At 63.8% G+C, this 24,938-nt stretch carries 28 protein-coding genes; 17 read left to right on the top strand and 11 right to left on the bottom strand.

Annotated features, from left to right (window positions below; genetic code table 11):
• Window positions 1-63: 63 nt before the first annotated feature.
• Both SB772_RS27675 and SB772_RS27680 read right to left on the bottom strand, forming a co-directional pair.
• Window positions 64-366, bottom strand: a complete 303-nt coding sequence (locus SB772_RS27675) for an addiction module antidote protein (RefSeq protein ID WP_410836362.1) — start codon at window positions 364-366, stop codon at window positions 64-66.
• Window positions 363-734, bottom strand: a complete 372-nt coding sequence (locus SB772_RS27680; protein WP_410836363.1) for a type II toxin-antitoxin system RelE/ParE family toxin — start codon at window positions 732-734, stop codon at window positions 363-365. Before SB772_RS27680 ends, SB772_RS27675 begins: the two co-directional genes overlap by 4 nt.
• A gap of 295 nt (window positions 735-1,029) precedes the next feature.
• On the opposite strand from SB772_RS27680, the gene SB772_RS27685 reads away from it, so the two are divergent.
• From SB772_RS27685 to SB772_RS27705, 5 genes are all read left to right on the top strand, one after another.
• Window positions 1,030-1,398 (top strand): nuclear transport factor 2 family protein, encoded by a 369-nt coding sequence (locus SB772_RS27685; protein ID WP_341318687.1) that lies wholly within the window; start codon window positions 1,030-1,032, stop codon window positions 1,396-1,398.
• A gap of 31 nt (window positions 1,399-1,429) precedes the next feature.
• A complete protein-coding gene (locus tag SB772_RS27690) occupies window positions 1,430-1,699 on the top strand; it encodes a hypothetical protein (RefSeq protein WP_410836364.1) in 270 nt (89 codons plus the stop codon).
• A 105-nt stretch (window positions 1,700-1,804) separates the two neighbouring features.
• Entirely contained in the window at window positions 1,805-2,266 is a 462-nt protein-coding gene (locus tag SB772_RS27695) for an RbsD/FucU family protein (protein WP_410836365.1), read from the top strand.
• A 135-nt stretch (window positions 2,267-2,401) separates the two neighbouring features.
• Window positions 2,402-2,833, top strand: a complete 432-nt coding sequence (locus SB772_RS27700; protein ID WP_410836366.1) for a DoxX family protein — start codon at window positions 2,402-2,404, stop codon at window positions 2,831-2,833.
• Between the two features lie 55 nt (window positions 2,834-2,888).
• On the top strand, window positions 2,889-3,161 hold the full coding sequence (locus tag SB772_RS27705; protein WP_410836367.1) for a hypothetical protein: 273 nt from the start codon (window positions 2,889-2,891) through the stop codon (window positions 3,159-3,161).
• A gap of 24 nt (window positions 3,162-3,185) precedes the next feature.
• On the opposite strand, the gene SB772_RS27710 is transcribed toward SB772_RS27705, so the two are convergent.
• Both SB772_RS27710 and SB772_RS27715 read right to left on the bottom strand, forming a co-directional pair.
• Entirely contained in the window at window positions 3,186-4,676 is a 1,491-nt protein-coding gene (locus SB772_RS27710; protein WP_410836368.1) for an MFS transporter, read from the bottom strand.
• A gap of 146 nt (window positions 4,677-4,822) precedes the next feature.
• Window positions 4,823-6,130 (bottom strand): MFS transporter, encoded by a 1,308-nt coding sequence (locus SB772_RS27715; RefSeq protein ID WP_410836369.1) that lies wholly within the window; start codon window positions 6,128-6,130, stop codon window positions 4,823-4,825.
• A gap of 407 nt (window positions 6,131-6,537) precedes the next feature.
• Here SB772_RS27715 and SB772_RS27720 point away from each other — a divergent pair, with 407 nt between their 5' ends.
• Window positions 6,538-7,257, top strand: a complete 720-nt coding sequence (locus SB772_RS27720) for a response regulator transcription factor (protein WP_410836370.1) — start codon at window positions 6,538-6,540, stop codon at window positions 7,255-7,257.
• 75 nt (window positions 7,258-7,332) lie between these two features.
• Here the strand turns inward: SB772_RS27720 and SB772_RS27725 are convergent, their stop codons facing one another.
• Window positions 7,333-8,238: a dihydrodipicolinate synthase family protein gene (locus SB772_RS27725; protein WP_410836371.1), complete on the bottom strand. Its 906-nt coding sequence runs from the start codon at window positions 8,236-8,238 to the stop codon at window positions 7,333-7,335.
• Between the two features lie 347 nt (window positions 8,239-8,585).
• On the opposite strand from SB772_RS27725, the gene SB772_RS27730 reads away from it, so the two are divergent.
• From SB772_RS27730 to SB772_RS27755, 6 genes are all read left to right on the top strand, one after another.
• Window positions 8,586-9,542, top strand: a complete 957-nt coding sequence (locus SB772_RS27730) for a 4-hydroxyproline epimerase (RefSeq protein ID WP_410836372.1) — start codon at window positions 8,586-8,588, stop codon at window positions 9,540-9,542.
• Entirely contained in the window at window positions 9,539-10,666 is a 1,128-nt protein-coding gene (locus SB772_RS27735; protein WP_410836486.1) for an NAD(P)/FAD-dependent oxidoreductase, read from the top strand. Before SB772_RS27730 ends, SB772_RS27735 begins: the two co-directional genes overlap by 4 nt.
• 4 nt (window positions 10,667-10,670) lie before the next feature.
• The gene (locus tag SB772_RS27740) at window positions 10,671-10,958 is read left to right on the top strand and encodes a (2Fe-2S)-binding protein (RefSeq protein WP_410836487.1); all 288 of its coding nucleotides are present in this window, start codon (window positions 10,671-10,673) and stop codon (window positions 10,956-10,958) included.
• A complete protein-coding gene (locus tag SB772_RS27745; RefSeq protein WP_410836373.1) occupies window positions 10,955-12,244 on the top strand; it encodes an FAD-dependent oxidoreductase in 1,290 nt (429 codons plus the stop codon). The genes SB772_RS27740 and SB772_RS27745 overlap by 4 nt, the downstream gene beginning before the upstream one ends.
• Before the next feature lie 155 nt (window positions 12,245-12,399).
• The gene (locus SB772_RS27750) at window positions 12,400-13,167 is read left to right on the top strand and encodes an AraC family transcriptional regulator (protein ID WP_341318846.1); all 768 of its coding nucleotides are present in this window, start codon (window positions 12,400-12,402) and stop codon (window positions 13,165-13,167) included.
• Between the two features lie 10 nt (window positions 13,168-13,177).
• The gene (locus tag SB772_RS27755) at window positions 13,178-13,507 is read left to right on the top strand and encodes a hypothetical protein (RefSeq protein ID WP_410836374.1); all 330 of its coding nucleotides are present in this window, start codon (window positions 13,178-13,180) and stop codon (window positions 13,505-13,507) included.
• A gap of 4 nt (window positions 13,508-13,511) precedes the next feature.
• Here the strand turns inward: SB772_RS27755 and SB772_RS27760 are convergent, their stop codons facing one another.
• The 3 genes from SB772_RS27760 to SB772_RS27770 all read right to left on the bottom strand — a co-directional run bounded on the left by SB772_RS27760 (window position 13,512) and on the right by SB772_RS27770 (window position 16,289).
• Complete coding sequence (locus SB772_RS27760) at window positions 13,512-13,772, bottom strand: hypothetical protein (RefSeq protein WP_341318848.1); 261 nt, start codon at window positions 13,770-13,772, stop codon at window positions 13,512-13,514.
• A 145-nt stretch (window positions 13,773-13,917) separates the two neighbouring features.
• Window positions 13,918-14,250, bottom strand: a complete 333-nt coding sequence (locus tag SB772_RS27765) for a hypothetical protein (protein WP_410836375.1) — start codon at window positions 14,248-14,250, stop codon at window positions 13,918-13,920.
• A gap of 155 nt (window positions 14,251-14,405) precedes the next feature.
• Window positions 14,406-16,289: a bifunctional sugar phosphate isomerase/epimerase/4-hydroxyphenylpyruvate dioxygenase family protein gene (locus SB772_RS27770; protein WP_410836376.1), complete on the bottom strand. Its 1,884-nt coding sequence runs from the start codon at window positions 16,287-16,289 to the stop codon at window positions 14,406-14,408.
• A gap of 346 nt (window positions 16,290-16,635) precedes the next feature.
• Here SB772_RS27770 and aroQ point away from each other — a divergent pair, with 346 nt between their 5' ends.
• From aroQ to SB772_RS27785, 3 genes are all read left to right on the top strand, one after another.
• Entirely contained in the window at window positions 16,636-17,091 is a 456-nt protein-coding gene (gene aroQ, locus SB772_RS27775) for a type II 3-dehydroquinate dehydratase (protein WP_410836377.1), read from the top strand.
• A complete protein-coding gene (locus SB772_RS27780; protein WP_410836378.1) occupies window positions 17,088-17,942 on the top strand; it encodes a shikimate dehydrogenase in 855 nt (284 codons plus the stop codon). Before aroQ ends, SB772_RS27780 begins: the two co-directional genes overlap by 4 nt.
• A gap of 89 nt (window positions 17,943-18,031) precedes the next feature.
• A complete protein-coding gene (locus SB772_RS27785) occupies window positions 18,032-19,411 on the top strand; it encodes an MFS transporter (protein ID WP_410836379.1) in 1,380 nt (459 codons plus the stop codon).
• Window positions 19,412-19,482: 71 nt separating this feature from the next.
• Here the strand turns inward: SB772_RS27785 and SB772_RS27790 are convergent, their stop codons facing one another.
• Together SB772_RS27790 and SB772_RS27795 are read right to left on the bottom strand one after the other, a co-directional pair.
• Complete coding sequence (locus SB772_RS27790) at window positions 19,483-20,178, bottom strand: TetR family transcriptional regulator (protein WP_410836380.1); 696 nt, start codon at window positions 20,176-20,178, stop codon at window positions 19,483-19,485.
• Window positions 20,179-20,284: 106 nt separating this feature from the next.
• Window positions 20,285-21,571, bottom strand: coding sequence for an NAD(P)/FAD-dependent oxidoreductase (locus SB772_RS27795; protein ID WP_410836488.1), 1,287 nt, complete (start codon window positions 21,569-21,571; stop codon window positions 20,285-20,287).
• A gap of 79 nt (window positions 21,572-21,650) precedes the next feature.
• On the opposite strand from SB772_RS27795, the gene SB772_RS27800 reads away from it, so the two are divergent.
• The gene (locus SB772_RS27800; RefSeq protein ID WP_410836381.1) at window positions 21,651-22,736 is read left to right on the top strand and encodes an IS630 family transposase; all 1,086 of its coding nucleotides are present in this window, start codon (window positions 21,651-21,653) and stop codon (window positions 22,734-22,736) included.
• 147 nt (window positions 22,737-22,883) lie between these two features.
• Here the strand turns inward: SB772_RS27800 and SB772_RS27805 are convergent, their stop codons facing one another.
• A complete protein-coding gene (locus SB772_RS27805) occupies window positions 22,884-23,816 on the bottom strand; it encodes a dihydrodipicolinate synthase family protein (protein ID WP_410836382.1) in 933 nt (310 codons plus the stop codon).
• 168 nt (window positions 23,817-23,984) lie between these two features.
• Here SB772_RS27805 and SB772_RS27810 point away from each other — a divergent pair, with 168 nt between their 5' ends.
• Window positions 23,985-24,938 (top strand): LysR family transcriptional regulator, encoded by a 954-nt coding sequence (locus SB772_RS27810; RefSeq protein ID WP_410836383.1) that lies wholly within the window; start codon window positions 23,985-23,987, stop codon window positions 24,936-24,938.

Genomic DNA, 24,938 nt, shown 5'->3' on the forward strand with positions numbered 1-24,938 from the left:
TTGCGCGCAGTGGCGGATAGCGGCGGCCAGTTCAAGCCGGGGCCGAAACATGGCGGGCGCAGATCAGGCAGACGCCACGCCCTCCGGTACTGCGTTGAGTTTGATGCCGAGCGCGTGCAGCAGTTTGAACACGGTATCCATACGCGGCTTGGAGCCGGGCGCGAGCGTTTTGTAAAGGCTTTCACGTCCGAGCCCGGCGTCGGCCGCGACCTTCGTGATGCCGCGCGCTTTTGCGATGTCGGCTATCGCGGCGAGGAGGAGGTCGGCGTCGCCTTCTTCCAGCGCGGCGTTGAGGTACTCGGCGATCATTTCCTCGCTATCGAGGTAGTGCGATGCGTCGAACCGGGCGGTTTTGATCTTGCTCATGACAGTTCCTTTCTGATTGCAGCCCACATTGTTTTGGCGTGCTTGATGTCGGCTGACTGGGTGGACTTATCCCCACCGCAGAGCAGCAGATACACCATGCGGCCCTGGCGCGCGAAATAGACCCGATAGCCTGGACCGCAATCGATACGCATTTCGGACACACCGTCTTCCAGCTGCTTTGCGTCGCCGAAATGACCGCGCTCGGCGCGCCGCACCCGGACCAGGATTTTCGCCCGCGCCTTGAGGTCTGCGAGGCGGGCAAGCCAGCGATCGAATTCCTCGGTGCGGTTGATCGTGTGCACAGGTGGTGAACCGATCTGCTGATGAGTGTATCCGTCAGGATACGTTTTTGCAAGTGTAAAAACCATATTTAAAAAAGCGGCTCGTGTCCGCGCTCGTTCAGTTCGTCGCCATGCCGCGTGCTCGCGCCGCGCGGCCCCCATTTGTCACACGAGGTTAGCGGCTGGTGCCGTCCCTGACGATTCGGCCAGATGGCCAATCCTGCCGGCATCGAGGCCATGTTCAGCGCAGCGGTGAGTGCGCATGCTTACCTGCGACGTAATCGACGCGCCGCACGCAAGCCGCCAATCTTGTTTCCGAGCCCGCCGCACACACCGTGTCTGCCGAGCGTAGCGCTCACTGATGCCACTCAAGGAGTTTGTGATGAACGCGCATACCGACCTGATCGACCGTTACTTCGATGCCTGGAATGAAACCGATGCGGCGCGCCGTCGCGAGCTGATCGCCGCGACATGGACCGTCGATGCCGACTACCTCGATCCGCTGCTCTCGGGCGCGGGACACGACGGTATCGACGCGATGATCCGCGCGGTGCATGAGCGTTTCCCGCATCACACGTTTCGACGCACGACGGAAGTGGACAGCTTCGCGAACCGGTTGCGCTTTTCGTGGGAACTGGCGACACCCGAAGGCGCGGCGATCGTCAAGGGTTCCGACTTCGGACAGGTCGACGCGAACGGCCGCTTGCAGACCGTGACCGGCTTCCTCGACCAGGTTCCTGGCGCCGCTTGACAACCTGCAACGCTTTCTCACTGAGACGATCATGCTCGAGCCCGCTGCCGCTCCCGGTACTTGTGCCAAGTTCGCGCGCCTCTCGGGCGCCGTCGATACCCTTTGCAGTGCGATCACTGGATTCGCGTTGCTCGCCGGTGCGCGTGCTTTCACGTTCACCGCGTTGCTAGCCTGGCGCGAGCCGGTGCTGGGCGGCGCCGGTCTCGTGCTGCTGGCGTTGGTGGGATGGCTGCGCTGGCAGTGGCGCGATGATGCGACGCCGCACTTCGTGCAGAACGGCCGAACGTCAATTCGGCCATAATCGACGTTCAATGCGAGCCGGTCGGGAGTCGATCGGCACACCCTATCGGGGCTGGCCGGCCGAACCCGGACGGTCAGCCTTCCAATCGGACACCAAGGAGACACCGTGCTGAAGAATCTGGACCCGCTGTTGAATGCCGATGTGTTGCACGCGCTACGCTCGATGGGACATGGCGACGAGCTGGTGATTTGCGACGCGAATTTCCCGGGCGCTTCAGTGGCGCATGCGACGGTGCTAGGCAAGCTGCTTCGCCTCGACGGCGTGAGCGCGCCGCGTGCGATTCGAGCGGTTCTGTCGGTGATGCCGCTCGATACGTTCATCGAGCATCCTGCTTCGCGGATGGAAGTGGTGGGCGAACCAAACACGCTCCCGGCGGTGCAGCGCGAAGCGCAGATCGAAGTCAATGCCGCGGAAGGGCGCGACGTGCCGTTTGCTTCGTTCGAGCGGTTCGATTTTTATGAGCGCGCGCGTAAAGCGTATTGCGTGATCGCAACTGGCGAAGAGCGGGGTTATGGCTGCTTTCTATTGACCAAGGGTGTGTTGCTCGCGCCGGATACCCCGCGGTAATTGCAGCGCGCAGCGCGCCGCTCGCTTCTGCCCGAGCTTGGAATAGGCGGGCTATACGCCTATTCTCAGATGCAAGTCGGGGAACTGCGGCCGCCCGGCCGGGTCTGCTGCTTATTCATTTATAGGAGCCCACTCATGACGCGTCCCGTCGATTCCGGCGTCATCTTCATCGCGCGTATCGCCCTTGCCGTGCTCTTTCTGTGGGGCGGCGTGATGAAACTGCTGGGCTATGCGGGTTTCGTCGGCTATCTGCATTCGAAAGGCGTGCCGTTCGTGCAGGTCGCCGCACCGGTCGCGACCGCCGTCGAGGCGCTTGGCGGTTTGTTCCTGATCGTCGGCTTCAAGATGCGTCCGCTTGCGCTCATCATGGCGGTGTATACCGTGGCAACGGCGGTGCTTGGGCACGACTTCTGGAACGTCGCCGATCCTGCCTTGCAACGCGACATGGTGATCCATTTCTGGAAAAACATCGGTATCGCCGGTGGTTTCCTGCTGCTGTTCGTGACCGGAGCGGGGCGTATCAGTATCGACGGCGCGCGTGCGCCACGCGGCGGGCTGAATCGCTGATAAGGCAGGCCACGCGGGTCGCTTTTGATCCCGGCCGTCATCAACGGAGCAAAAAATGATCCGAAGTTTCGAGCAAACCATTGGTGGCAAGGTCATGCAACTGTGCGCGAGTCTCGGCGAAGGACCCACGCCGCATCGCGTCATCATCAGCCTTGCCGATTCGGCCAAAACGCTGGTGATTCTGGATGCATCCGGGCTTATCGGCACGATCAAGGCCGAGATCGTCGAGCCGGAAAAGCTGATCGCCGACGCAATCAGCAAGGCGCAAAGCGAAGGGCTGATCGAGCGCGCCATCGACACCGGCACGATTCAGGAGGCGTCGCTTTAAGCGTCGTGCGGCGGCCGGTGGCGATCAGCGTGGCTCGGCTGCTTCTGACTTGCGTTCGCTCGCCGTCCGCGTGTGCGGCTCGGGATGGACGAGGCACGCGAAGGCGCCGGCCAGCACCAGCAGTCCAACGGAGATCGCGGCTGCGGCCTGCAGGCCGGAGACGATGTGGGTGGATGCCGTCCCGCTCGCTAGTGCGCCAAAAGCAGCCACGCCCACTGCACCGCCGGCCTGACGCGCCGTATTCAATACCGCTGACGCGGTACCCGCGCGCTGCGGCTCGACCGAAGCAAGCACAGCGGTCGTCATCGCCGGAACGGCGAGTCCCATGCCCGACGGAATCAACAGGAACGGCAGCAGGAGACCCGGCAGCGGTGTCGACGCATCGACCAGATGCAGCAGCCCATATCCGAGCGCCGCGGTTACCGCACCGGCGATCATCGGCACGCGCACACCATAACGGCCGACCACCCAGCCGCTAGCCACGTTGGAAATCAGGAAGCCGCCCGTCAAGGGCAGAAACGCGAGGCCGGCCTGCAACGGCGTATAACCGCGTGCCCGCTGCAGATACAGGCTCAGCACGAACACCATGCCGTAGTAAGTCAGGTTCACGCAGATGCCGAACAGCACCGGCGCGCTGAAGGTGCGCTTGCTGAACAGCGATAACGGCAGCATCGGCGCGGCCACACGCGTTTCGACCATGACGAAGGCGACGGCCGCAACGAGTCCCAGTATGAAGCCGCCCGCGACGATCGGATGCGCCAGACCCAGCGGGCGCCACTCGATCACAGCGGCGACCAGGGCGGTTAGCGCGACGATCGCGAGACACTGGCCGTTCAGGTCGAGGCCGCGCGGACCGGGCCTATGCTGTGGAGCCGGGCGCCCGCCGGCTCGTGCCGTGGTTCGGTGCTCTGTTTTCGCAGCTTCAGGCTGTGGCACCCATAGCAACGCCGCCAGCAAACCGGCTACGCAAATCGGCAGATTGACGAGGAAGATGCTACGCCAGCCGAACGCCGCGATCAGCAGACCGCCGGCCACCGGACCGGCCGCGATCGATATTGCGCCGGCGGCAGTCCACAGTCCGACTGCACGCGCCCGGAGCTTCGGATCGTGACCGTATGACTGATTGAGCAGCGCCAGCGAGTTCGGCAGCATGGCGGCCGCGCCGACGCCTTGCCCCGCGCGCGCGGCGACCAGCATGGCGGGGTCTAGCGCGAGGCCGCAAGCCAGCGACGCCAGCGCAAACAGCACGATGCCGGCCGCGTACATGCGCCGCGTGCCGAACCGGTCGCCGAGCGCGCCGGCGGACAGCATCAGCACGGCGAACGCGAGCGTGTACGCGTCGACGACCCATTGCAGGCCCGCGACGTTTGCATGCAGGTCCGCGCCGATTTTCGGCAGCGCGATGTTGACGATGGTCACGTCGAGTTGCGTGACGACGAAGCCGACGCTGACCGTTGCAAGGATGCGGCCGAGGGCGGGTGTGCGGGAGGTGTTGGCCGTTTTCATGCGATACATCGTAAGTTCGATGCAGCGCACCATGTTTCGCGACGGCGTGAAGTGTCGATGTCGCTAAAACAACGCGTCAAGCAGGGCATGAGCCCGGAGGAAACAACAGCGCGCCGCGTGGCGCGCCGTTGCGATGCTACGCAATCAACGCGCAATCAACGCGTTTGTGTCCGCGGCGCATCCTCGATGAAGAACGTGGTCAAAGCCCCGACGATGCACAGCGCGCCGACATACAGCGGCGCGGCCATCGGGTTCGACTTCATCATCAGCGACACGGCGATCGGCGTGAGGCCGCCGAACACCGCATAGGCGACGTTATACGAGAACGAGATGCCCGAGAACCGCACGACCGGCGGGAACGCCTTGACCATCACGAACGGAATCGCGCCGATCACGCCGACGAAAAAACCCGCCACGGCATACAGCGGCACCAGTGCCGACGGATCGACGGCAAGCTGCTGGAACATCACGTAGTACGACGCCGCCAGCGCCAGGCCGCCGATGAAAATCGTGCGTCCCGCGCCAATGCGGCCGGCGATCGAGCCCGCCATTACGCAACCGATCGTCAGGCACAGCGTCGCCACGCAATTGGCAAGCAACGCGGTGGCCGGTGCGATATGAAACTGCTTCTGCAACAGCGTCGGCGTCATCAGGATCACCACGACGATTGCCGCCGACAGCATCCACGTGAGCAGCATCGACACGATCACGGCGCGGCCGTGATCGCGCAACACGGCCTTGAGCGGCACTTCCGCGGCGATCGCCTTGCGCTGCTTGAGTTCGGCGAACACCGGCGTCTCATGCAGCCAGCGGCGCAGATACACCGAGAACATGCCGAACACGCCGCCCACCAGGAACGGGATGCGCCACGCGTAGGCGGAGATTTCCGCCGGTGCGAAATGGCGGTTCACCGCCGAGGCGATCAGTGAGCCGAGCAGGATGCCGGCCGTGAGACCGGCCGTCAGCGTGCCGCACGCATAGCCGACGTGCCGTTGCGGCACGTGCTCGGAAACGAATACCCATGCGCCGGGTACTTCGCCGCCGACCGCCGCGCCTTGCATCACGCGGAACAACAGCAGCAGCACCGGCGCCAGCACACCGACGCTGGCGTAGGTGGGCAACAGGCCCATCATCAGCGTCGGCACCGACATCAGCAGCACGCTCAGCGTGAACATACGCTTGCGGCCGAACAGGTCGCCGAAGTGCGCCATGACGATGCCGCCGAGCGGCCGCGCCAGATAGCCTGCGGCGAATATGCCGAAGGTCTGCACCTGACGCAGCCAGTCCGGCATCGCGGCCGGGAAGAATAGTTGACCGATCGCCGGCGCGAAAAACACGAAGATGATGAAGTCGTAAAACTCCAGCGCCCCGCCCAGCGCGGCGAGGCCGAGCGTCTTGTAATCGCTGCGCCCAAGAGGGCGTGGGGTGACAGCCTGTGCTCCACCCAGATTTGTTGCTTGCATTGCTATGTCGTTGTCTTGAATTGAAAGCCACACGTAGCGCGTGGAATGCGGCGGTCGTCGGGCGAGAAGTGTGGCAAGCGCTGGGTAGAGCACGGGACACCGGCGTGCCGGCCCGGATAGGGCGGGCGCGATGACGACTGAGGCCAGGCCGGGATTTTACAGGATGAAAGCGATTCGACTCGGGAAGTGCTTAATTAGATTGGGAAAAGTTCCCTTGAAGTTGTTTTTCTTCGGTCGCCCGGTCTTGGTATGTGGGCCCTTGTACGTGGTTTGGAAGCCTGTTGTCGGAACGTGACGTCGGTTCGTCAGATCGGGGCGCCGGACATGCAATTTAGGACTGCTCCTATGTAATAGAGCGGGTGCCCCTCTGAGAATCGCGTCCGAGATATCAGTTGAGAGTCATCCCCATGCGTATTGCCATCCTTCAGCGTGACCCTGTGCAGCGTCAATCGATCGAGAGGATCGTCATGCAGGCCGGACACACCTGCATGAGTTACGACGACGGTCTCGCCATGTCGAAAATGCTTGCTCGTTCCACGGTGGATCTCCTCGTGCTGGATTGGCAGGGCACACGCCTGTCCGGCGCCGAAGTGCTGAGGTCGGTGCGGGCGGTGGGCGGTGACCGCCTGCCGGTCCTGTTCGCTTCGGCCGAAACGTCGGAGGACAGCGTGGTGCGCGCTTTCACCGGTGGAGCGGACGATTACGTCGGGCTGCCGGTGCGCCCAGGCGAGTTCCGCGAGCGCATTGCCGCGCTCTTGCGCCGCGCCTATCCGGATCGTTTAAGCGCGGGCGGCTTCGATGTCGGCCCGTACCGTTTCGACACCCGTCGCCAGCTCGTCATGCTGCGCGGGCAGCTGGTGCCGCTATCGGGTACGCAATACCGGTTGGCGTCGCTGTTCTTTTCCAATATCGGCCGCGTGATGTCGCGCGATCATATTTTCGCGATGGTGTGGGGCCGCGAATTCCGCGAGTTCACGCGCACGATCGACAGCCACGTATCGCGTTTGCGTCTGTTGCTCGAAATCGAGCCGCAAAACGACTTCCGCCTGCAACCGGTGTACAAGAGCGGCTATCGGCTGCTGCATATGCCGCAAGACGAGGCCGACGCGCAGCAGCAGGCTGCCTGAGCTTATGACGGCCCGTGCCGGCGTTGCGCGCCGCTCACGTAGCCGGCAACCCTCACCACCTTGCCGCTGGACACCTCAAAGCGACGGCAACGCCGGACGCGTCTCGAGCGACCGGCGGATCAGCGCTTCCACAGCCTCGCGTTCGTCGCCGATCAGCGGCAGGCGCGGCGGCCGCACCGGTTCCGTGCCGAGTCCGACGATCGCCTCGGCCAGCTTGATGTTCTGCACCAGCTTCGGCGACACGTCGAGCGCGAGCAAGGGCGCGAACCAGCGATAGATGGCGCGGGCTTCTTCAAGGCGGCCTGCCTTCAGCAACTGGTAGATCACTACCGTCTCGCGCGGAAATGCGCACACGAGACCGGCCACCCAGCCGTGCGCGCCCATCAGTATCGCTTCCATCGCCAGGTTATCGACGCCGCACAGAATCGCGAAACGGTCGCCGACCACGTTGATCAGATCGGTCACGCGCCGCACGTCGCCGCATGATTCCTTGATCGCGACGATTTTCTTTTCGTCGGCGATTTCGGCGAACATCTCCGGCGTCATGTCGACGCCATATGCGAGCGGATTGTTGTAAATCATCAGCGGCAGTGCGCTGGCATCGGCGACGCTGCGGAAGTGATACAGCGTCTCGCGCCGGTCGGACAGATAACGCAGCCCCGGCAACACCATGAAACCGGCCGCGCCTCGCCGGCTGCCGGCTTCGGCCTGACGGCAGGCGTCGAGCGTGCTGTTTTCGGCGATCGTCAGCAGAACCGGGACGCGGCCGCGCGCGGTTTCGACGGCGATGTCGAGCACTTGCAGCTTCTCGTCCAGCGAGAGCGTCGACGCCTCGCCGAGCGATCCGCACACGATGATGCCGTCCACCCCCGCCTCGATCTGCGCATCGATATTCTTGCCGGTCCATGCACGATCTATGCTGAAATCCGCGTTGAATTTGGTAGTGACTGCGGGCAATACACCTTCCCAGATATGCGCCACGACTGCTCTCCTGAATGTGATGAGTCGAAGCGCAGTGTAAGCAGGGAAATTGCCGCCGTCTTGCGCGATTGCCGCGTGATGAATGACGATTTCAGCATAGTAATTGTGCATTCAGGCCCAACGGTTGAAGTTTGGCGGATGTTTCAAGATAGAACCGCGCATGCGGCGAGGTCGCGGGAATGGAGTGGCCAACGTGCTTCGCGCTGCCACTGTACGCGAGCGATCCCGACGCCGCCCGAGTCAGTTTCAACAGCGCAGCGTGCTGCAAAGCGTGCTGGCAGGCTATGCCGAAATCGTCACAATCCACGCGCACGCACACCAAGACTTGCCAGCCCGGCATTCCTACCATGGACGTCATGAAAACCTTGAAAATCATCGACTCGCACACCGGCGGTGAACCGACCCGCCTGGTGGTGTCGGGTGGGCCGGATCTCGGCGGCGGCACGCTGGCGCAACGCCTCGACGTGTTGCGCACGCGTTTCGACGACTGGCGCGCGGGCATCGTCACCGAACCGCGCGGCTCCGACGTGGTGGTCGGCGCGCTGCTGTGCGAGCCCGACGACCCGGCGTGCGCGGCGGGCGTGATCTTCTTTAACAACGTCGGCTATCTCGGCATGTGCGGACACGGCACGATCGGCCTTGTCGTCTCCCTTGCGCACATGGGACGGATCGGGCCAGGGCGCCATCGGATCGAGACGCCGGTCGGCGTTGTCGAAGCGACGCTCAACGAGGACGGTAGTGTTGCCGTGCGCAACGTGCCGGCTTATCGCTACCGCAAAGGCGTACAGGTGGATGTGCCGGGCTACGGCACGCTGAGCGGCGACATTGGATGGGGCGGTAACTGGTTTTTCCTTGTCGCCGAACATGGGCGCGCGCTGGAAGCCGCGCACATCGGTGAATTGACTGCATTCAGCGCGGCGATTCGCGACGCCTTGATCGCGCAGCGCATCACGGGCGCGGATGGTGCGTTGATCGACCACGTTGAACTCTTCGGGCCCGGCTCGCGCGACGGCTTCGACAGCCGCAGCTTCGTGCTGTGTCCGGGCAACGCGTACGACCGCTCGCCGTGCGGCACCGGCACGAGCGCGAAAGTTGCCTGCCTCGCCGCCGACGGCAAGCTGGCCGAAGGTGCGGTGTGGCGCCAGGAAAGCATCATCGGCAGCGTGTTCGAGGCAAGCTATCACCACGCCGGCGATGGCGTTTCGGTGATTCCGACCATCACTGGCCACGCGCACATCATGGCCGAAGGACGCCTGTGTTTCGACGCGCGCGATCCGTTCGCATGGGGCATCCGCACGGCATGACAGCGGACGCGGTGATCGTCGGGGCTGGCATTGTCGGCGCGGCCTGCGCGGCGGAACTGGCGGCGTGCGGCATGCGGGTCGAAGTGCTGGACGAGCAGGGCATCGGCGGCGGCGCGACCGCGGCGGGCATGGGCCATATCGTCGTGATGAACGACTCGCCGGCGGAATTCGCGCTGAGCCGCTATTCGCGCGAGTTGTGGCTGGAACTGGCGCCGCAGTTGCGTCCTTGCGATGCGTTCGCGCGCTGCGGCACGCTGTGGGTCGCAGCGGACGACGAGGAATGGCAAGCCGCATGCGCGATGCAGGCCGTGTTCGCCGCACAGGGTGTCGCCGCGGAACTGCTCGGCGCGGCTGCGTTGCGCGAGTGTGAGCCGGCGCTGGCGGGGTCGATGGCAGGCGGTTTGCGGATCGGGCACGACAGCATCGTGTATGCGCCGACGGTCGCGCAGTGGCTGCTGACGCAATCGCCGGGCGCGGCGAATATCCGTGTGCGGCGGGGGGCGCAAGTCACCGCGATCGGCGTGCATCGTGTGACTCTCGCCGATGGCGAGCGCGCGAGCGCGGCGCACGTGATCGTCGCCAATGGTCTCGGCGCACAGCGGCTCGCGCCATGGCTGCCGTTGCAAGCGAAGAAGGGCCATCTGCTGATTACCGACCGCTATCCCGCGCTGATTCGTCATCAGCTGCTCGAACTCGGGTACATCAAGAGCGCGCATCATGCGAGCGGCACGTCGGTGGCGTTCAATGCGCAACCGCGGCCTACCGGCCAATTGCTGATCGGCTCGTCTCGCCAGTTCGATACCACCGATCCCGCTGTCGAGATGCCGGTGCTCGCGCAAATGCTGCAACGTGCCGCGCGCTATCTGCCGGTACTGCCGACGCTCAATGGCATTCGCGCGTGGACCGGCTTTCGCGCGGCGTCGCCGGATGGTTTGCCGCTGATCGGTCCGGCCGGCGATCGCGCGCCCGGCGTCTGGCTGGCCGTCGGCCACGAGGGGCTGGGTGTGACGACGTCGCTCGCCACCGCCAGGCTGCTCGCCGCGCAAATCACGGCGAGCGTCGCGCCCATTCCTGTCGAGCCGTATCTGCCGGCGCGATTCACCGAACGGGACTGTCATGTCTAACTCGATGATGGCCGGCGGCGCGCGCGTTCGCTTGACGATCGATGATAGAACTATCGACGTCGAAGCCGGCACGACCGTCGCCGCCGCGCTCGTCTTGGCCGGAATACGCGGCACGCGGACCTCGGTCGGCGGCGAGCCGCGCGCCGCGCTGTGCGGCATGGGCGTGTGCCAGGAATGCCGCGTCACGATCGACGGCCGGCAGCACGCGCTGGCGTGCCAGACGCTTTGCCGCGACGGGCAAACCGTGCACACCGGCATGACGGGCTTCATGGGCTTCATGGGCGCGCGATGAAACAGCACTTCGATATTGTCGTCGTCGGTGCCGGTCCAGCTGGGTTGAATGCCGCACGTGCGGCGGCGCGCGAGGGCGCGTCGGTCGCGGTCCTCGACGACAATCCGCGCGCGGGCGGGCAGATCTGGCGACAGGGGCCCGGACATGCGCCGCAAGCGCCGCTACACACATTGCTCGCTGCCTTGCACAGGCAAGGCAACGTCACGCTATTGCCTTCGACCCGCGTGATCGCGCCGTTGGCCCCACGCGGTTTGCTGCTCGAATCGGCCGGGCACGGCGGTGTGTGCGTCACCTATGAGCGGTTGATCCTGGCGACCGGCGCACGCGAGCGCCTGTTGCCGTTCGCCGGCTGGACGCTGCCCGGCGTGACCGGCGCGGGCGCGCTGCAGGCGCTCATCAAAGGCGGCATGCCGGTGCGCGGCGAACGGATCGTGATCGCCGGCAGCGGTCCGTTGCTGCTTGCCGCGCTAGCCAGCGCGCGCGCCGCCGGGGCGCACGTGGTGGCTGTGGTCGAACAGGCATCGGCGGCGAAGGTCGCGCGCTTCGGCGCGTCGCTGTTCGCCGAGCCCGCGAAGTTGTGGCAAGCCGCTCGCTTGACGCGCGGTTTTGCGGGCTTGCGTTACTGGACCAGCAGCGTCGTGCGGGAGGCACAGGGCGACGGCCGCGTCGAACGCGTGACGATCCGGCGCGGCGAACGCGACGTGACGCTGGATTGCGACCGCGTCGCGTGCGGCTATGGACTCGTGCCGAATATCACGCTGGCGCAAGCGCTAGGGTGCGAGATCGGCGCTGCGGGCGAGATCGTCGTCGACAGCGAGCAGCGGACTTCGATCCACAACGTGCTGGCCGCCGGCGAATGCACGGGTATCGGCGGCGCGGAGCTGGCGCGCGCGGAAGGCGAGATCGCGGGCCTCGTGGCGAGCCACACCACCGGAAGCCGCGCCGAGCTGCACACGCAATGTACCGAACGTGCGCGATGGCGACGTTTCGGAAAGCGCGTCGAGGCGGCATTTGCATTGCAGGACGCCGCGCGCGCCATGCCCGCCGACACCACGTTGCTCTGCCGCTGCGAAGACGTGAGCATCGGCGAAGTGCGCGCCTATCCGAACTGGCGCGAGGCCAAGCGGCATACCCGCTGCGGCATGGGGGCGTGCCAGGGAAGAATTTGCAGTACGGCGGCGAGCCTGTATTTCGGCTGGCAAGCCGCCGCGCCACGCCCGCCGTTCAGCCCAGCGCAAATCGGCACACTGATGGCGGTGAGTGCCGAGCCGCCGCCGTCTGGATGACGTCCGCTCCAAAGGACAAGTCCCCCATGGGGACATCCCTCGGGGCGGATATTGTCACCCGCCGCCTGGCCCTATAATCGACTGCACAGGCCAACCGCCCAGATGCACGGACAACCGGCACAAAAGGCAACAAGGCACAAAACGGGACACGCACGATGAACACGCTGGCTCATCCGCTCGAAGCCGACGACGCAACGCTGTCCGGCATGCTGTCGCATTTCACGCTGCTCGAGCCGGTGTTCGACGCGATGCCGGACGTCGTGTTCTTCGTCAAGGACGCGCAGGCGCGCTATGCGCTGGTCAATCGCACGCTGGCTTCGCGCTGCGGCTACAAGGAAAAAGCCGCGCTGCTCGGCAAGACCGCCGAGGACGTGTTTCCGCGCCGCTTCGGCCGCATCTACACCGCGCAGGACAAGGCGATCATCAACGTCGGCAACCAGATGATCGACCAGCTGGAACTGCACCTTTATCCGGGCCGCCAGCCTGGCTGGTGTCTGACCTGCAAACAGCCGTTGCGCGATGCGGCGGGCAAGGTGGTCGGCCTCGCCGGCATTTCGCGCGACCTGAAAGCGGACGAGGGCAGTCATCCCGCGTACAGCCGACTCGCCGCGGTGGTGCAGTCGATCCAGGAAAACTACGTGCAGCCGTTGAATCTGAAACAGCTTGCGGCGATGGCGGATATGTCGGTGGCGCAACTGGAGCGCTACTTTCACAAAGTGTTTCATTTGACGCCGCGCCAGGTGCTGCTGAAAACACGTCTCGACGCCGCCACCGCGCTGCTGGTTTCACACGACAAGGTCACCGACGTCGCCGCGCTCTGCGGCTACACCGACCATAGCGCTTTTACGCGGCAATTCAAGGCGACCGTCGGCGTGACGCCGACCGAGTACCGGATGCTGCTGCACGGAACCGCGCGAAGCTGAGCCGCGGTACATGGTTCGTCGCAAGCATCACTACTACGTCTACGTCGTCCTGCTGGACGACAAGGTCTGGAACGAGGCGCGCTTTCGCCGCGCGAATCCGGACTACCGGTTCGACAAGCCTTGGGTGTATGTGGGAATGACGGGGCTGGACCCGGATCTGAGGTTCGACCGGCATAAGGCCGGCATTCAGGCAAATCGCTATGTGCGCGATTACGGCCTGCGCCTCGTGCCCGAACTGTATGAAGTGTTCAATCCAATGCCTTACAGCGGCGCACAGGATATGGAAGTGGAATTGGCGATTGGGCTACGCGAAGCGGGGTACGGCGTGTGGCAGGCGTAAAGTCTTACTTCACCCCGAGCCCACGCAGCACGGCATTGCCCTCAGGCGTCAAGCGGATATGCGACGAGCCGGCATCGCCGGATACCGTTTCGATCAGACCGGCTTCGTGAAGCTGCGGAATCTCGGGTTTCGCGGAAGCGTCAATCGGCGCGTGCAGCAATAGTAGCAGCGTCGCCAGTTCGTGGTGGCTCAGCAGGCGGCGCAAAATGGTGGGCCGCCGAGCCGGAGCCTGCGTGTCGTTCGTGTTGTGATCGGGCTGGTTCATTGAACGCACCTTTTACGGGATAGTGTCGGACGGATCATGCGGATGAAGCCTTAAACGATTCTTAAGGCTGCATTGTCCTGTAACACCGTGACACTATGATTGCGTCGGAACAAGTTACCGATCGTTACACTTGCCGATTCTTACCTCACGGCGCGCAGGTTTTGCTGGCCGACTCGATCCACAAATTGCCGACATGGCGATTGCCCGCGTAAAAGCGGTAAGTGGTCGCGCCATTGTCGCTGCGCACCTTGACGATATTCGAATCGCCGAAGTCGAGCATCTGACCCTGCGGGATCGCCGTCGACTTGAAAGCGGCGTTGTGGCGGGTCGCCACTTGCGTCAGGCAGGCCACCACGTCGTTGACCGAGCGTTGGGTCGTGCTGTCGGTGACGGGCTCGCCGGCATCCGGGTTCTTCTGAAAGTACGCGCAAGCGCTAAGCAGCAGTGGAACTGACAGGACTACGGCAAACTTCTTCATATCTCTCCTGGCGTTTCGGTCCGGCTGGCTGTGGCACGGCGCCCAACCGAAGGCGCCGCCGCGTTGCACCGGACCGCGGATCAACCGCCATTATATCGATGCGGCGGGCTCACCCGAGCCGGCGCCGCGATCTGCCTGGCGCGCCGGTTGATCGCCTACTTGCGGCGCTGCGCCTGCGCCGCAAGGCGCACGGCCGCATTGGCCGCGCCATAGCCGTCGTAGCCGCCGCGCCGTTCGACGATTTCGAGGAAAAAGCGCTGGTCGAGCAGTTCGGTGTAAGCGTGGAAGAATTCGCCGCCGCGTTCGTCGCGGTCGTACAGGATGTTGTGGGCGCGCAGCGCGTCCAGCGTCTCGTCCGGCAGCGCATAGCGGGCGGCGAGGTCGTCGTAGTAATTGCGCGGGATACGCAGAACCGGCACGCCGTCGGCGACGAATTCGGGGATCGCGCTGAAGATGTCGCCCGTGCTGAACGCGACGTGGTTCAGCCCGGAGCCGTGATAGGTGTGCAGCGCCTCGGCCACCGCCGTGTGACGGTCCACTGACGCGTTCAGCGCGATGCGCACCGAACCGTCGTGGCTGCGCAGCGCGCGGCTGCGCACCAGCCCGTAAGGATCCGGCACCAGCACGCCGGGTTCGGCTTCGAAACCGAAGGCGGTTCTCAGAAACAGCACCCACGTATCCAGCGAATTGGCCGGCACCGACAGGCAGACATGGTCGATGCGGGTGAGCGGACCCACTTCGCTCGGGCCGTTGACGTCGGTGAGGACGAAATCGGCTTCGAACAGCGTGGGCTGGTCCGGCGCTTCGTCGACGAAATAGTTCAGGCTGCCGTCGGGCGCCTGCACGGCGGGCAATACGCGCTCGTTCGGGCCGATCTGGCCGGAGAACGGCGCGTAACCGAAGCCGGCGGCGCGCTCGAACGCCTGGTTTGCATCGTCGACGCGAAAGGCCGACGCGCACAGCGACAAACCATGCTGCTGGAAGAACGCGTTGGCGAACGAATCGGGTTCGGCGTTCAGCACGATCGATGCCGCACCGTGCTGATACAGCGTCACATCTTTCGAGCGATGCCGGCCGGCCTGGCGAAAACGCAGCTTGCCGAGCCAGTCGACGAGTTGTGCGCGGGTCGTGTGGTCGACGGCGAATTCGAGGAACTGATAACCGACGTGCGCGGGCGCGTCGGGCGACTGATAAAGCTGCCCGACCGGCTGCTGCGCGGATTCGAGCAGCGCCCGGGTTTGCTCCTCGAGGAACAGCAGGGAGCGGTGGCCGTCCGCGGCGGTAATCGTGGTCGGCGCGGCGCGAAAACCGTCGTTGAAAATTTCGAGCGAAAGCGGCCCCTGGTAGCCGGTTTTGACGACCTGCGCGGTAAAGCCCGCCAGATCGAAGTCGCCCTGGCCCGGAAAGCAGCGGTAGTGGCGGCTCCATTCGAGCACGTCCATAGCCAGCTTCGGCGCATCGGCGATCTGCACGAAAGCGATGCGATCGCCCGGGATGTCGGCGATCGCCTCCACCGAATCGCTCAGCGACAGTGTGTGAAAGCTGTCGAGCACGAGCCCGAGGTTCGGATGATCGACCGCGTTGACGAGCTTCCACGCGTGCCGGTACGTCTTCACATGTTTGCCCCACGCCAGCGCTTCATAACCGGCGATCACGCCGGCTGCTTCGGCCGCGCGGGCCAACGCGCCTAGCTGATCGATCATCAGCGCGTCGTCGCAAAGGGTGTCGGGCGACACGTTGCTGCACACCAGAATGCGGTCCGTGCCCAGTTCGTGCATCACGTCGAACTTGCGCTTCGCCCGATCGAGATTGCGCGCGAGGCGTTCCGCGCTCACGCCGTCGAAATCGCGGAACGGCTGGAACAGCATGATTTTCAGCCCGAGACCGTCGGCAATGCGTCGCACATCGGCGGGCGAGCCGTCGAAATACAGCAGGTCGTTCTCGAAGATCTCGACGCCTTCGAAACCCGCCGCCTGAATCGCGGTTAGCTTCTCGACCAGGGTTCCGCTGATCGACACGGTGGCAATCGAACGTTGCATGAACGGCTCCTGCAAAAAACGGTGAAACGGCTGCTGAAAAGGGCGCGGACAAGCGTCTGCGGCAGTGTCTGCGTGGCTGGCACCGATCATGTTGCGATGCGCAAAATGATCTATTTCGTTACCTTGTGCAGGTAAGAAGCAGGCCGCAATGGCCCACTTTAGCCCAATTTTTTGCAAGTCTATACAAACTAACTAGATCGTACAAATTAGAGCAAACCCCGAATGACGGATGCCGCCAATGCGCGCACACTGCACTCACGTTACAAAAAAGCGGCGTGTTTCCTGGGTCCACCCGGTGGCCCGCTTCATGGTCCGCTTTATGCGTTACTTTGCAGGAGTAGTTGTCATGAGCTTTGCATCAGTGCTGGTCCTCAACGGGCCGAATCTCAATCTGCTGGGCACGCGCGAGCCGGCCATCTACGGCTCGGAAACACTCGATGACGTCGCGAGACTTTGCCGCGAGGCGGGCGAGCGGCTCGACCTGTCGATCGACTTCTGCCAGTCGAACGCCGAGCATCAGCTGATCGACTGGCTGCATGCGGCGCGCACCAAGGTCGACGGCATCGTGATCAATCCGGCTGCTTACACGCATACGTCGGTGGCGATCGCCGATGCGCTCTCCGCGATCGAAAAACCCGTAATCGAAGTGCATATTTCCAACGTGCATCGGCGCGAAGCGTTCCGGCATCACTCGTTCGTATCGGCGGTGGCCGAGGCTGTCATCATCGGCTGCGGTACGCAAGGTTACGTGCTCGCGCTGGAACGGATGGCGACCATTCTTAAGAATAGGGCGGCTAAATGAACGCGAAGTCTTATCTTGTCGGCTTGATCGGTTCAGGCATCGGCGGCTCGCTGAGCCCCGCGATGCATGAGGAAGAGGGCAGCCGGCTCGGCTTGCACTATGTCTACCGGCGCATCGATCTGGAAGCATTGAAGCTCGACGCCACCGCGCTCCCCGATCTGCTCGTTGCGGCTGAACGGATGGGCTTTAACGGCCTGAACGTCACGTACCCGTGCAAGCAGAGCGTCATCCCGCTGCTCGACGAACTGTCCGACGACGCGCGCGCGCTCGGCGCCGTGAACACGGTGTTGCTCAAGGACGGCAAATGCATCGGCCACAACACGGACTGGTCCGGTTTCGCCCGCGCGTTTCAGCGCGGTTTGCCGGGTGTGTCGCTGGAGCGCGTTGTCCAGCTGGGCGCGGGCGGTGCCGGCGCGGCGGTCGCCCATGCCGCGCTGACGATGGGCACGAAAACGCTCACGCTGTTCGATGTGGATGCCGCGCGCGCCGCCTCGCTCGCCGCGGAATTGCAAAAACGCTTTCCCGCGTCGACCGTGAGCGCCGGCGGCTCGCTTGCCGAGTCGCTCAAAGCCGCCACCGGCCTGATTCACGCAACGCCTACCGGGATGGCGAAATTGCCCGGCTTGCCGTTGCCGGTCGAATTGCTGCACCGCGACTTGTGGGTCGCCGACGTCGTTTATTTCCCGATTCGCACGGCGTTGTTGCAGGCTGCCGAAGCGCTCGGCTGCCGCACGCTGAGCGGCGGCGGCATGGCGGTCTATCAGGCGGTCGACGCAATGCGCATTTTCACCGGACTGGAACCGGACGCCGAGCGCGTGTATGCGCATTTCCAGTCGTTGCTGGAAGGCTAGTTCACACACACGCATCCAGCGCACGAGCAACGTACAAGCAACGCAACGTACAAGAAGATCAGAAACGATCAGAGAAACCTGGAGAAGACATGCCCCAACCGATCCATTCCAACCCCGCCGACGCAACGCTGCCAGGCGATGCCGTGCTCAGCACGACGCGCCGTTCGAAAGCCCGCTTTCAGATACTCACGCTGCTGGCGGTCGGCACCATGATCAATTATCTGGATCGCACGGTGCTCGGCATCGCGGCGCCGCAGTTGACCAGGGAGCTCGGCATCAACGCCGCACTGATGGGGTTGTTGTTCTCCGTGTTCTCGTGGAGCTACGTGGCCTCGCAGATTCCGGGCGGGCTGTTTCTCGATCGCTTCGGCAGCAAGCTCACGTATTTTCTGTCGATGACGTTCTGGTCGCTGTGCACGCTGGCACAAGGGCTGGTGCATGGCATCGGCGCGCTGTTCGTGTTCCGGCTCGGTCTCGGCGTGTCGGAAGCGCCGTGTTTTCCGACCAATAGCCGGGTCGTGGCGACGTGGTTCCCGCAAAGCGAACGCGCGATGGCAACCGGCACCTACACCGTCGGCGAATATATCGGCCTGGCGTTTTTCAGCCCGTTCCTGTTCGCGCTGATGGGCGCGTTCGGCTGGCGTTCGCTGTTTTTCGTGGTGGGCGGCGTGGGCATCGTATTCGGCTTCATCTGGTGGGCGTTCTATCGCGAGCCGCGCGATCATCCGTCGGCCAATCAGGCGGAGCTCGACTATATCGAAGCGGGTGGCGGTTTGACGCATCGGAAGAAGGATGCCGGTGCCTCTGGTGTCTCTGCCGCTTCGGCCGCGGCGGGCAAGAGCGGTTTCGAATGGCGCACCATCGGCCGCCTGCTCAAGCATCGTCAGCTGACCGGCATCTGTCTCGGCCAGTTCGCCGGCAACTCGACGCTGGTGTTCTTCCTCACCTGGTTTCCGACGTATCTCGCCACCGAGCGCCATATGGCGTGGCTGAAGATCGGCTTCTTCGCGATCATGCCGTTCATTGCGGCGTCGATCGGCGTGATGTTCGGCGGGATTTTCTCCGACTGGCTCCTGCGGCGCGGCAAGTCGCCGAACGTGGCGCGCAAGCTGCCGATCATCGCCGGCCTGCTGCTCGCCTCGACGATCGTTCTCGCCAACTATGTCGAGAGCAACGTGGCGGTGATCGCGATTCTGTCGGTGGCGTTTTTTGCGCAGGGTATGGCCGCGCTTGGCTGGACGCTGGTGTCGGACATCGCACCCGACGGCCTGCTCGGCGTGACCGGCGGCATCTTCAACTTCGCGGCCAATCTGGCCGGCATCGTGACGCCGCTGGTGGTGGGATTCATCGTCGCGGCAACCGGCTCGTTTGTCGGCGCGCTGGTGTTCATCGGCGCGATCGCGTTGATCGGCGCGCTGTCGTACATCTTTATCGTCGGCGATATCAAGCGGATCGTGCTGGCGGATTGAGCGGCGCCTGAAGCGCTGGAAATCGATGTGGAAACTGAAGGGACGCGGCTTGCCGCGTCCCTTTCTTGATTTCAGTCTTCCTTGCGCACGAAGCGCAGCACGGCATCGACGATCATCGCGCGATGCCGTGCGCGCAAACGCGGATGCGACGGATCGCGGCCGAACGCCGTGCCGAAGGTATGGCGATTGCCGATGCGGTGAAAGCACAGCGAGCTGATCAGCAGATGCAGGTCGATCGCATCGACGTCGCTGCGAAACTGTCCTGCCGCGATACCGCGTTGGAGCAGATCCTCGATCGTGTGGATGACGGTGACGTTGCGGCCTTTGAAGGACTTCACCTGCTCGACGTACTTCGCGCCGTGAATGTTTTCGATCGTCACGAGGCGCACGAAGTCGCGCTGGCGGTCGTGATAGTCGAATGTGAACTCCACCAGCGCGCGCATGCCCTCGACCGGGTCGAGTTCGCTGACGTGCAGATCCTGTTCGAGCGCGCGAATGTCGCCGTACACTTTTTCCAGCACTGCCTGATACAACCCTTCCTTGCTGCCGAAGTAGTAGTACAGCATGCGCTTGGTGGTGTTCGTGCGCTCCGCGATCGCGTCGACGCGCGCACCCGTGAGCCCCATCGCGGAGAACTCCTGGGTCGCGACTTCGAGAATGTTGCGCTTCGTCTGTTCGGGATCGTACTTGCGACGGGCATCGCTACGCCGGGCGTCGGACGGGATGCCGTTGGTATCAGGCTCGGCGGCCTTGCTTCCCTTTTTCATTGTGTATTCGAGCGGCAGTGACGGCGCATTCTAGCATGTCGAAAACGACGCCCGGAGCGGGTTTCGGGCATAAGCGGCGGCATAGGCGGCGGCGTGCGGAGCAGCATCACAGCGGTGGGCGAGGTGCACGGCGCCGGGCGGCGAGCGCGTCGCGTGTTTGCATGGTGGTGTAGGTCAGTTGCGCGGCTGCCAGACCGAGCGCGCCGTACGCGCGCGTCAAACCGAACGCCGCGAATGCTTCGGGCACCGGGCGTTCACCGGAGATAGCCGCCGCCAGCAATTCGCCGGAGACGGTGGTCGGCGCCATGCCGTGACCGCCGAAACCGACCGCGTACCAGACGCCGTCCGCACTGCGGCCGATTTGCGGCATCTTGTGCCGTGCGTAGCTCATCAGGCCGCCCCAGGCGTGCTCGATACGCACGTCGTGCAACTGCGGATAGACCTTCAGCAGATCGCGTCTCAGCAGGCGCGCGATGACCTCCGGCGCGCGCTCGCGTACCGAGATACGGCCGCCCCACAGGATGCGCGTGTCGGGCAGCGGGCGGTAATAGTCGAAGGCGAAGCGCGTGTCGTAGACGGCGGCGGATGTATCGAGCGCGTCTTTCAGGCGCGCGCCGAGCGGTTCGGTGGCCATCACGTAGGTGGCGATCGGCAGCACCGCGCGCTCCACTTTCGCGTAGACGTTGCGCGCATAGCCGCCGCCCGCCATCACGACGTGCCGCGCTTCGATCGCGCCGTGCGGCGTGTGCACGATAAAGCCGGCGCCCTCGCGCTGCAAACGCACGACGGGCGAGTTCTCGTGGATCTGCACGCCTGCGTCGTCCGCCGCCGCGGCGATACCGAGTACGTATTTCAACGGATGAAAATGGAACGCGTTGTGCTCGAGCAGGCCGCCGTGATAACGGCTCGTTTTCAGTTGCTGGGCAAGTCGCGCAGCTGGCACGGGCGCCCACTCGACGCCGAACGATTCCTGCATCAGGCGCCGCTGTGTGTCGAGCCGCGCGGGTTCGTCGAACCAGTTGGCGAGGATCACGCCGGCATAGGTCGCGTCGCAATCGATGCCGTAGCGCCGGATGCGCTGACGCATCAGCTCGACGGCGTCGGTGGTCAGCGTATAGAGTTCGCGTGCGCGGGCCGGCCCCAGGGTTTTCAGCAGATCGGCGCAATCGAGGCTATAGCCGCCGAACACGAATCCGCCGTTGCGTCCCGATGCGCCGAAGCCCACTTGCTGGGCCTCGAGCACGACCACATCAGCGACGCCGCGCTCGGCGAGTCCCAGCGCGGTCGACAAACCCGCCAGCCCGCCGCCGATAATGCACACATCGGCGCTGTGGCGGCCGGACAGCGGAGCACGTTCGGGGCGGGTAACGGTGGCTTCGTAATAGCTTTGCATCCGACTAGTGTAGTGCGTCACAAATAATGCAACTTAATTGCGATTTGCGAGTCTCCTTTATTACCTGGAGGGAGAACTCATGAGAATCGCGGCGCAAGTTGAGCTGAGCGAAGCACAGCGCAAACAGTTAGAGACATGGGCTACGGGTCGGAGGGTTCCGGTTCGACTGGCCGAGCGTGCCAAGATGATTTTGCTCGCCGCGCAGGGCCAGACGGACAAGGAGATCGGTGCGCAGCTTGGTATCTGGCGAGGCACGGTGGCACGCTGGCGCGGTCGCTTTATCGCTGACGGTGTGACCGGAATCGAGCGGGATGAGACGCGACCCGGGCGCAAGCCGAAGATCACCGCCCGCAAGGTCAAGAGCATCGTGACGCTGACGACGCAGCAGCGTCCGGATAACGCGACGCATTGGAGCACGCGCAGCATGGCTGCGGTGGCCGGCGTCAGTGCGGCGAGCGTGCGGCGTATTTGGCAGGCGCATGGCCTCAAGCCGCATCGGATAGAGAGCTTCAAGGTATCGAACGACAAGCACTTCGTCGAGAAACTCGAGGACATCGTTGGGCTGTATCTCGATCCCCCGGCGCACGCATTGGTCTTGTGCTGCGATGAGAAGAGCCAGATCCAGGCGCTTGACCGGACCCAGCCGGGATTGCCGCTCAAGCGTGGTCGCGCCCAAACGATGACGCACGATTACAAGCGCAATGGTGTGACGACGCTGTTTGCCGCGATGAACACGCTCGATGGGAGTGTCATTAGCCAGTGCCAGACAAAACATCGTCACCAGGAATGGCTGAGCTTCTTGCGCAAGATCGATCGCAATACGCCCAAGGGCAAGGAACTGCATTTGATCGCCGACAACTATGCAACTCATAAGCATCCCGAGGTCAAGGCGTGGCTGGCCAAGCATCCGCGATTCCACATGCATTTCACGCCCACCAGCGCCTCCTGGCTCAACATGGTCGAACGCTTCTTTCGTGACTTGTCAGAGAATCAGTTGCGACGTGCGGTCTTGCGCTCGGTACCTGAGTTGATCAGCACGATCGAGCAGTACATCGAAAAGCACAATCGTGATCCAAAACCGTTCATCTGGACGGCTAAGGCCTCCGACATCCTGGCGAAAGTCACGCGCGCCCGCGCCAAGCTGAATAAGATGCAATCCGTTTGACGCACACCACTAGGGTAGCGGCAATCTCACGCCCACGTCCAGCCTCTGCGCGTGAATAGAAGGTGCGGCGCATGGATAAAACCGGCGATAAAACAATCGCCGGCATCCGCATACAGCGAATGCCGGCCGATCACACACCGTTGTCCGTTACTTGCCCCAGCGCAACACCAGCGGATCGAGCCGGCGCGCGACCTTCAGCAAGCCTTCACGGGTGGCCGGATGCATCGACGGCAATGGATGGCGCACCGCGTCCGAGCGGATGATGCCGCCTTCCTTCATCAACGCTTTGCACGACGCGAGACCGCCCTGGCGGTTTTCGTAGTTGATGAGCGGCAGCCATTGCTGATAGTGCGCGGCGGCTGCTTCGGTATCGCCCGCGGCGTAGGCGTCGACGATCAGACGGATGCCGTCGGCATAGCCGCCGCCGGTCATCGAACCGGTTGCGCCCGCATCGAGATCGGCCATCAAGGTGATCGCTTCTTCACCGTCCCACGGACCGGCGATTGCATCGCCGCCCAGTTCGATCAGCTCGCGTAGCTTGTTCGCCGCTTGCGGCACTTCGATCTTGAAGTACGACACGTTTTGCAGTTCGCGCGCCATCCGGGCGAGGAACGCAGCAGAGAGCGCCGTGCCGCTGACCGGTGCGTCCTGGATCATGATCGGAATCCCGATCGCGTCGGATACCACGCGATAAAACTCATAGATCCCACGCTCGCCGATGCGGATCGTCGCGCCGTGATACGGCGGCATGATCATCACCATCGCGGCGCCGGCCGCCTGGGCGTTGCGGCTGCGTTCGGCGCACAGGTGCGAGCTGAAATGCGTGGTCGTGACGATCACCGGCACGCGACCCGCGACATGCTCGAGCACCGCGTGCATCAGCGTGTTGCGTTCGTCGTCGGAGAGCGCGAACTGTTCCGAGAAGTTCGCCAGAATGCACAGGCCGTTGGAGCCCGCGTCGATCATGAAATCGATGCAGCGTTTCTGGCCTTCGAGGTCGAGACGGCCGGCGTCGTCGAAGATGGTCGGGGCGACGGGGAACACGCCGCGCAGAGGGGCTTGGCTGGATGCGTTTGTCATGATGGCCGGTATGAACGAAGGTTGAGGGAAGGCCGTGAAGCGAGGGTGTGTTGAATGTCTCCGGCGTTGACTATACGGCGGGGATCGCAAAGCTGTATATTGAATTGTTTCCATCTTGTGATCGCTTTTGCGACTCACCTCGCTGCCTCCTCGAAGCGCGCCGCTCCCATGAAAGACACCCTGAACGTATTGCTGTCGCGATTGCGCATGAAGCAGCTGCAAATGCTGATCGCGCTCGACGACCACAAGTCGCTGCACAAAGCCGCCGGCGCGATGTCGATGACGCAATCTGCCGCCAGCAAGGCGCTGCAGGAACTGGAATCGATGCTGGAGGCGCCGCTCTTCGAGCGCTCGAAGAACGGCATGATCCCGAATCAGCTCGGCCATTGCGTGATCCGCTACGCGCGGCTGCTGGCGACGGACCTCACGTCGCTGTGTCAGGACGTCGCCGAAATACGCTCGGGGCGCGGCGGCCGTCTGGCGATCGGCGCGATCATGGGGGCGATTCCCGGGCGGGTCGTGCCGGCGCTGAACGAATTGCATGCCGGGCAGCCGAATCTGTCGATCGAGGTGGTGGAAGATACGAGCGCGCGGATGCTGCTGCAACTCGACGATGGCCGCCTCGATCTGGTGATCGGCCGTGCGGCGGTCGCCGCCGATCCGTCGAAATACCACTATCGGCCGCTCGGTGACGAGCCGTTATCGGTGGTGGTCGGTTATAGCCATCCGGCGCTGCCGAAGAAGGAAGTGAACTTGCGCGATCTGACCGGCCACCGCTGGGTGATGTATCCGTCGCATATGCCGCTGCACGCGTTGCTCGAACGGGAGATGGATCTGGCCGGCCTCGACATGCCGGACAATCCGGTTTCAACCGCCTCCACCTTTGTGACGGTTGCGTTACTGCAAAGCAGTGCCGATCTGGTCTCGCTGTTGCCCACGGGTATCGCCGAGTTGTTCGTCCGGCAAAAAATGCTGCGCATGGTGCCGGTCAAACTGAAGTCGCCTTCGCAGACGTTCGGCATCGTGACGCGCAAAGGCGGCGTGCTTTCGCCGGCGGCGGAGCAGTTTATCCAGTTGTTGTGTGGACAGAAGGTGCGGGAGGCGACGCAAAAAAACGCCTGA

This window comes from Paraburkholderia sp. SIMBA_030, assembly GCF_046535245.1.
Classification (GTDB): Bacteria; Pseudomonadota; Gammaproteobacteria; order Burkholderiales; family Burkholderiaceae; genus Paraburkholderia.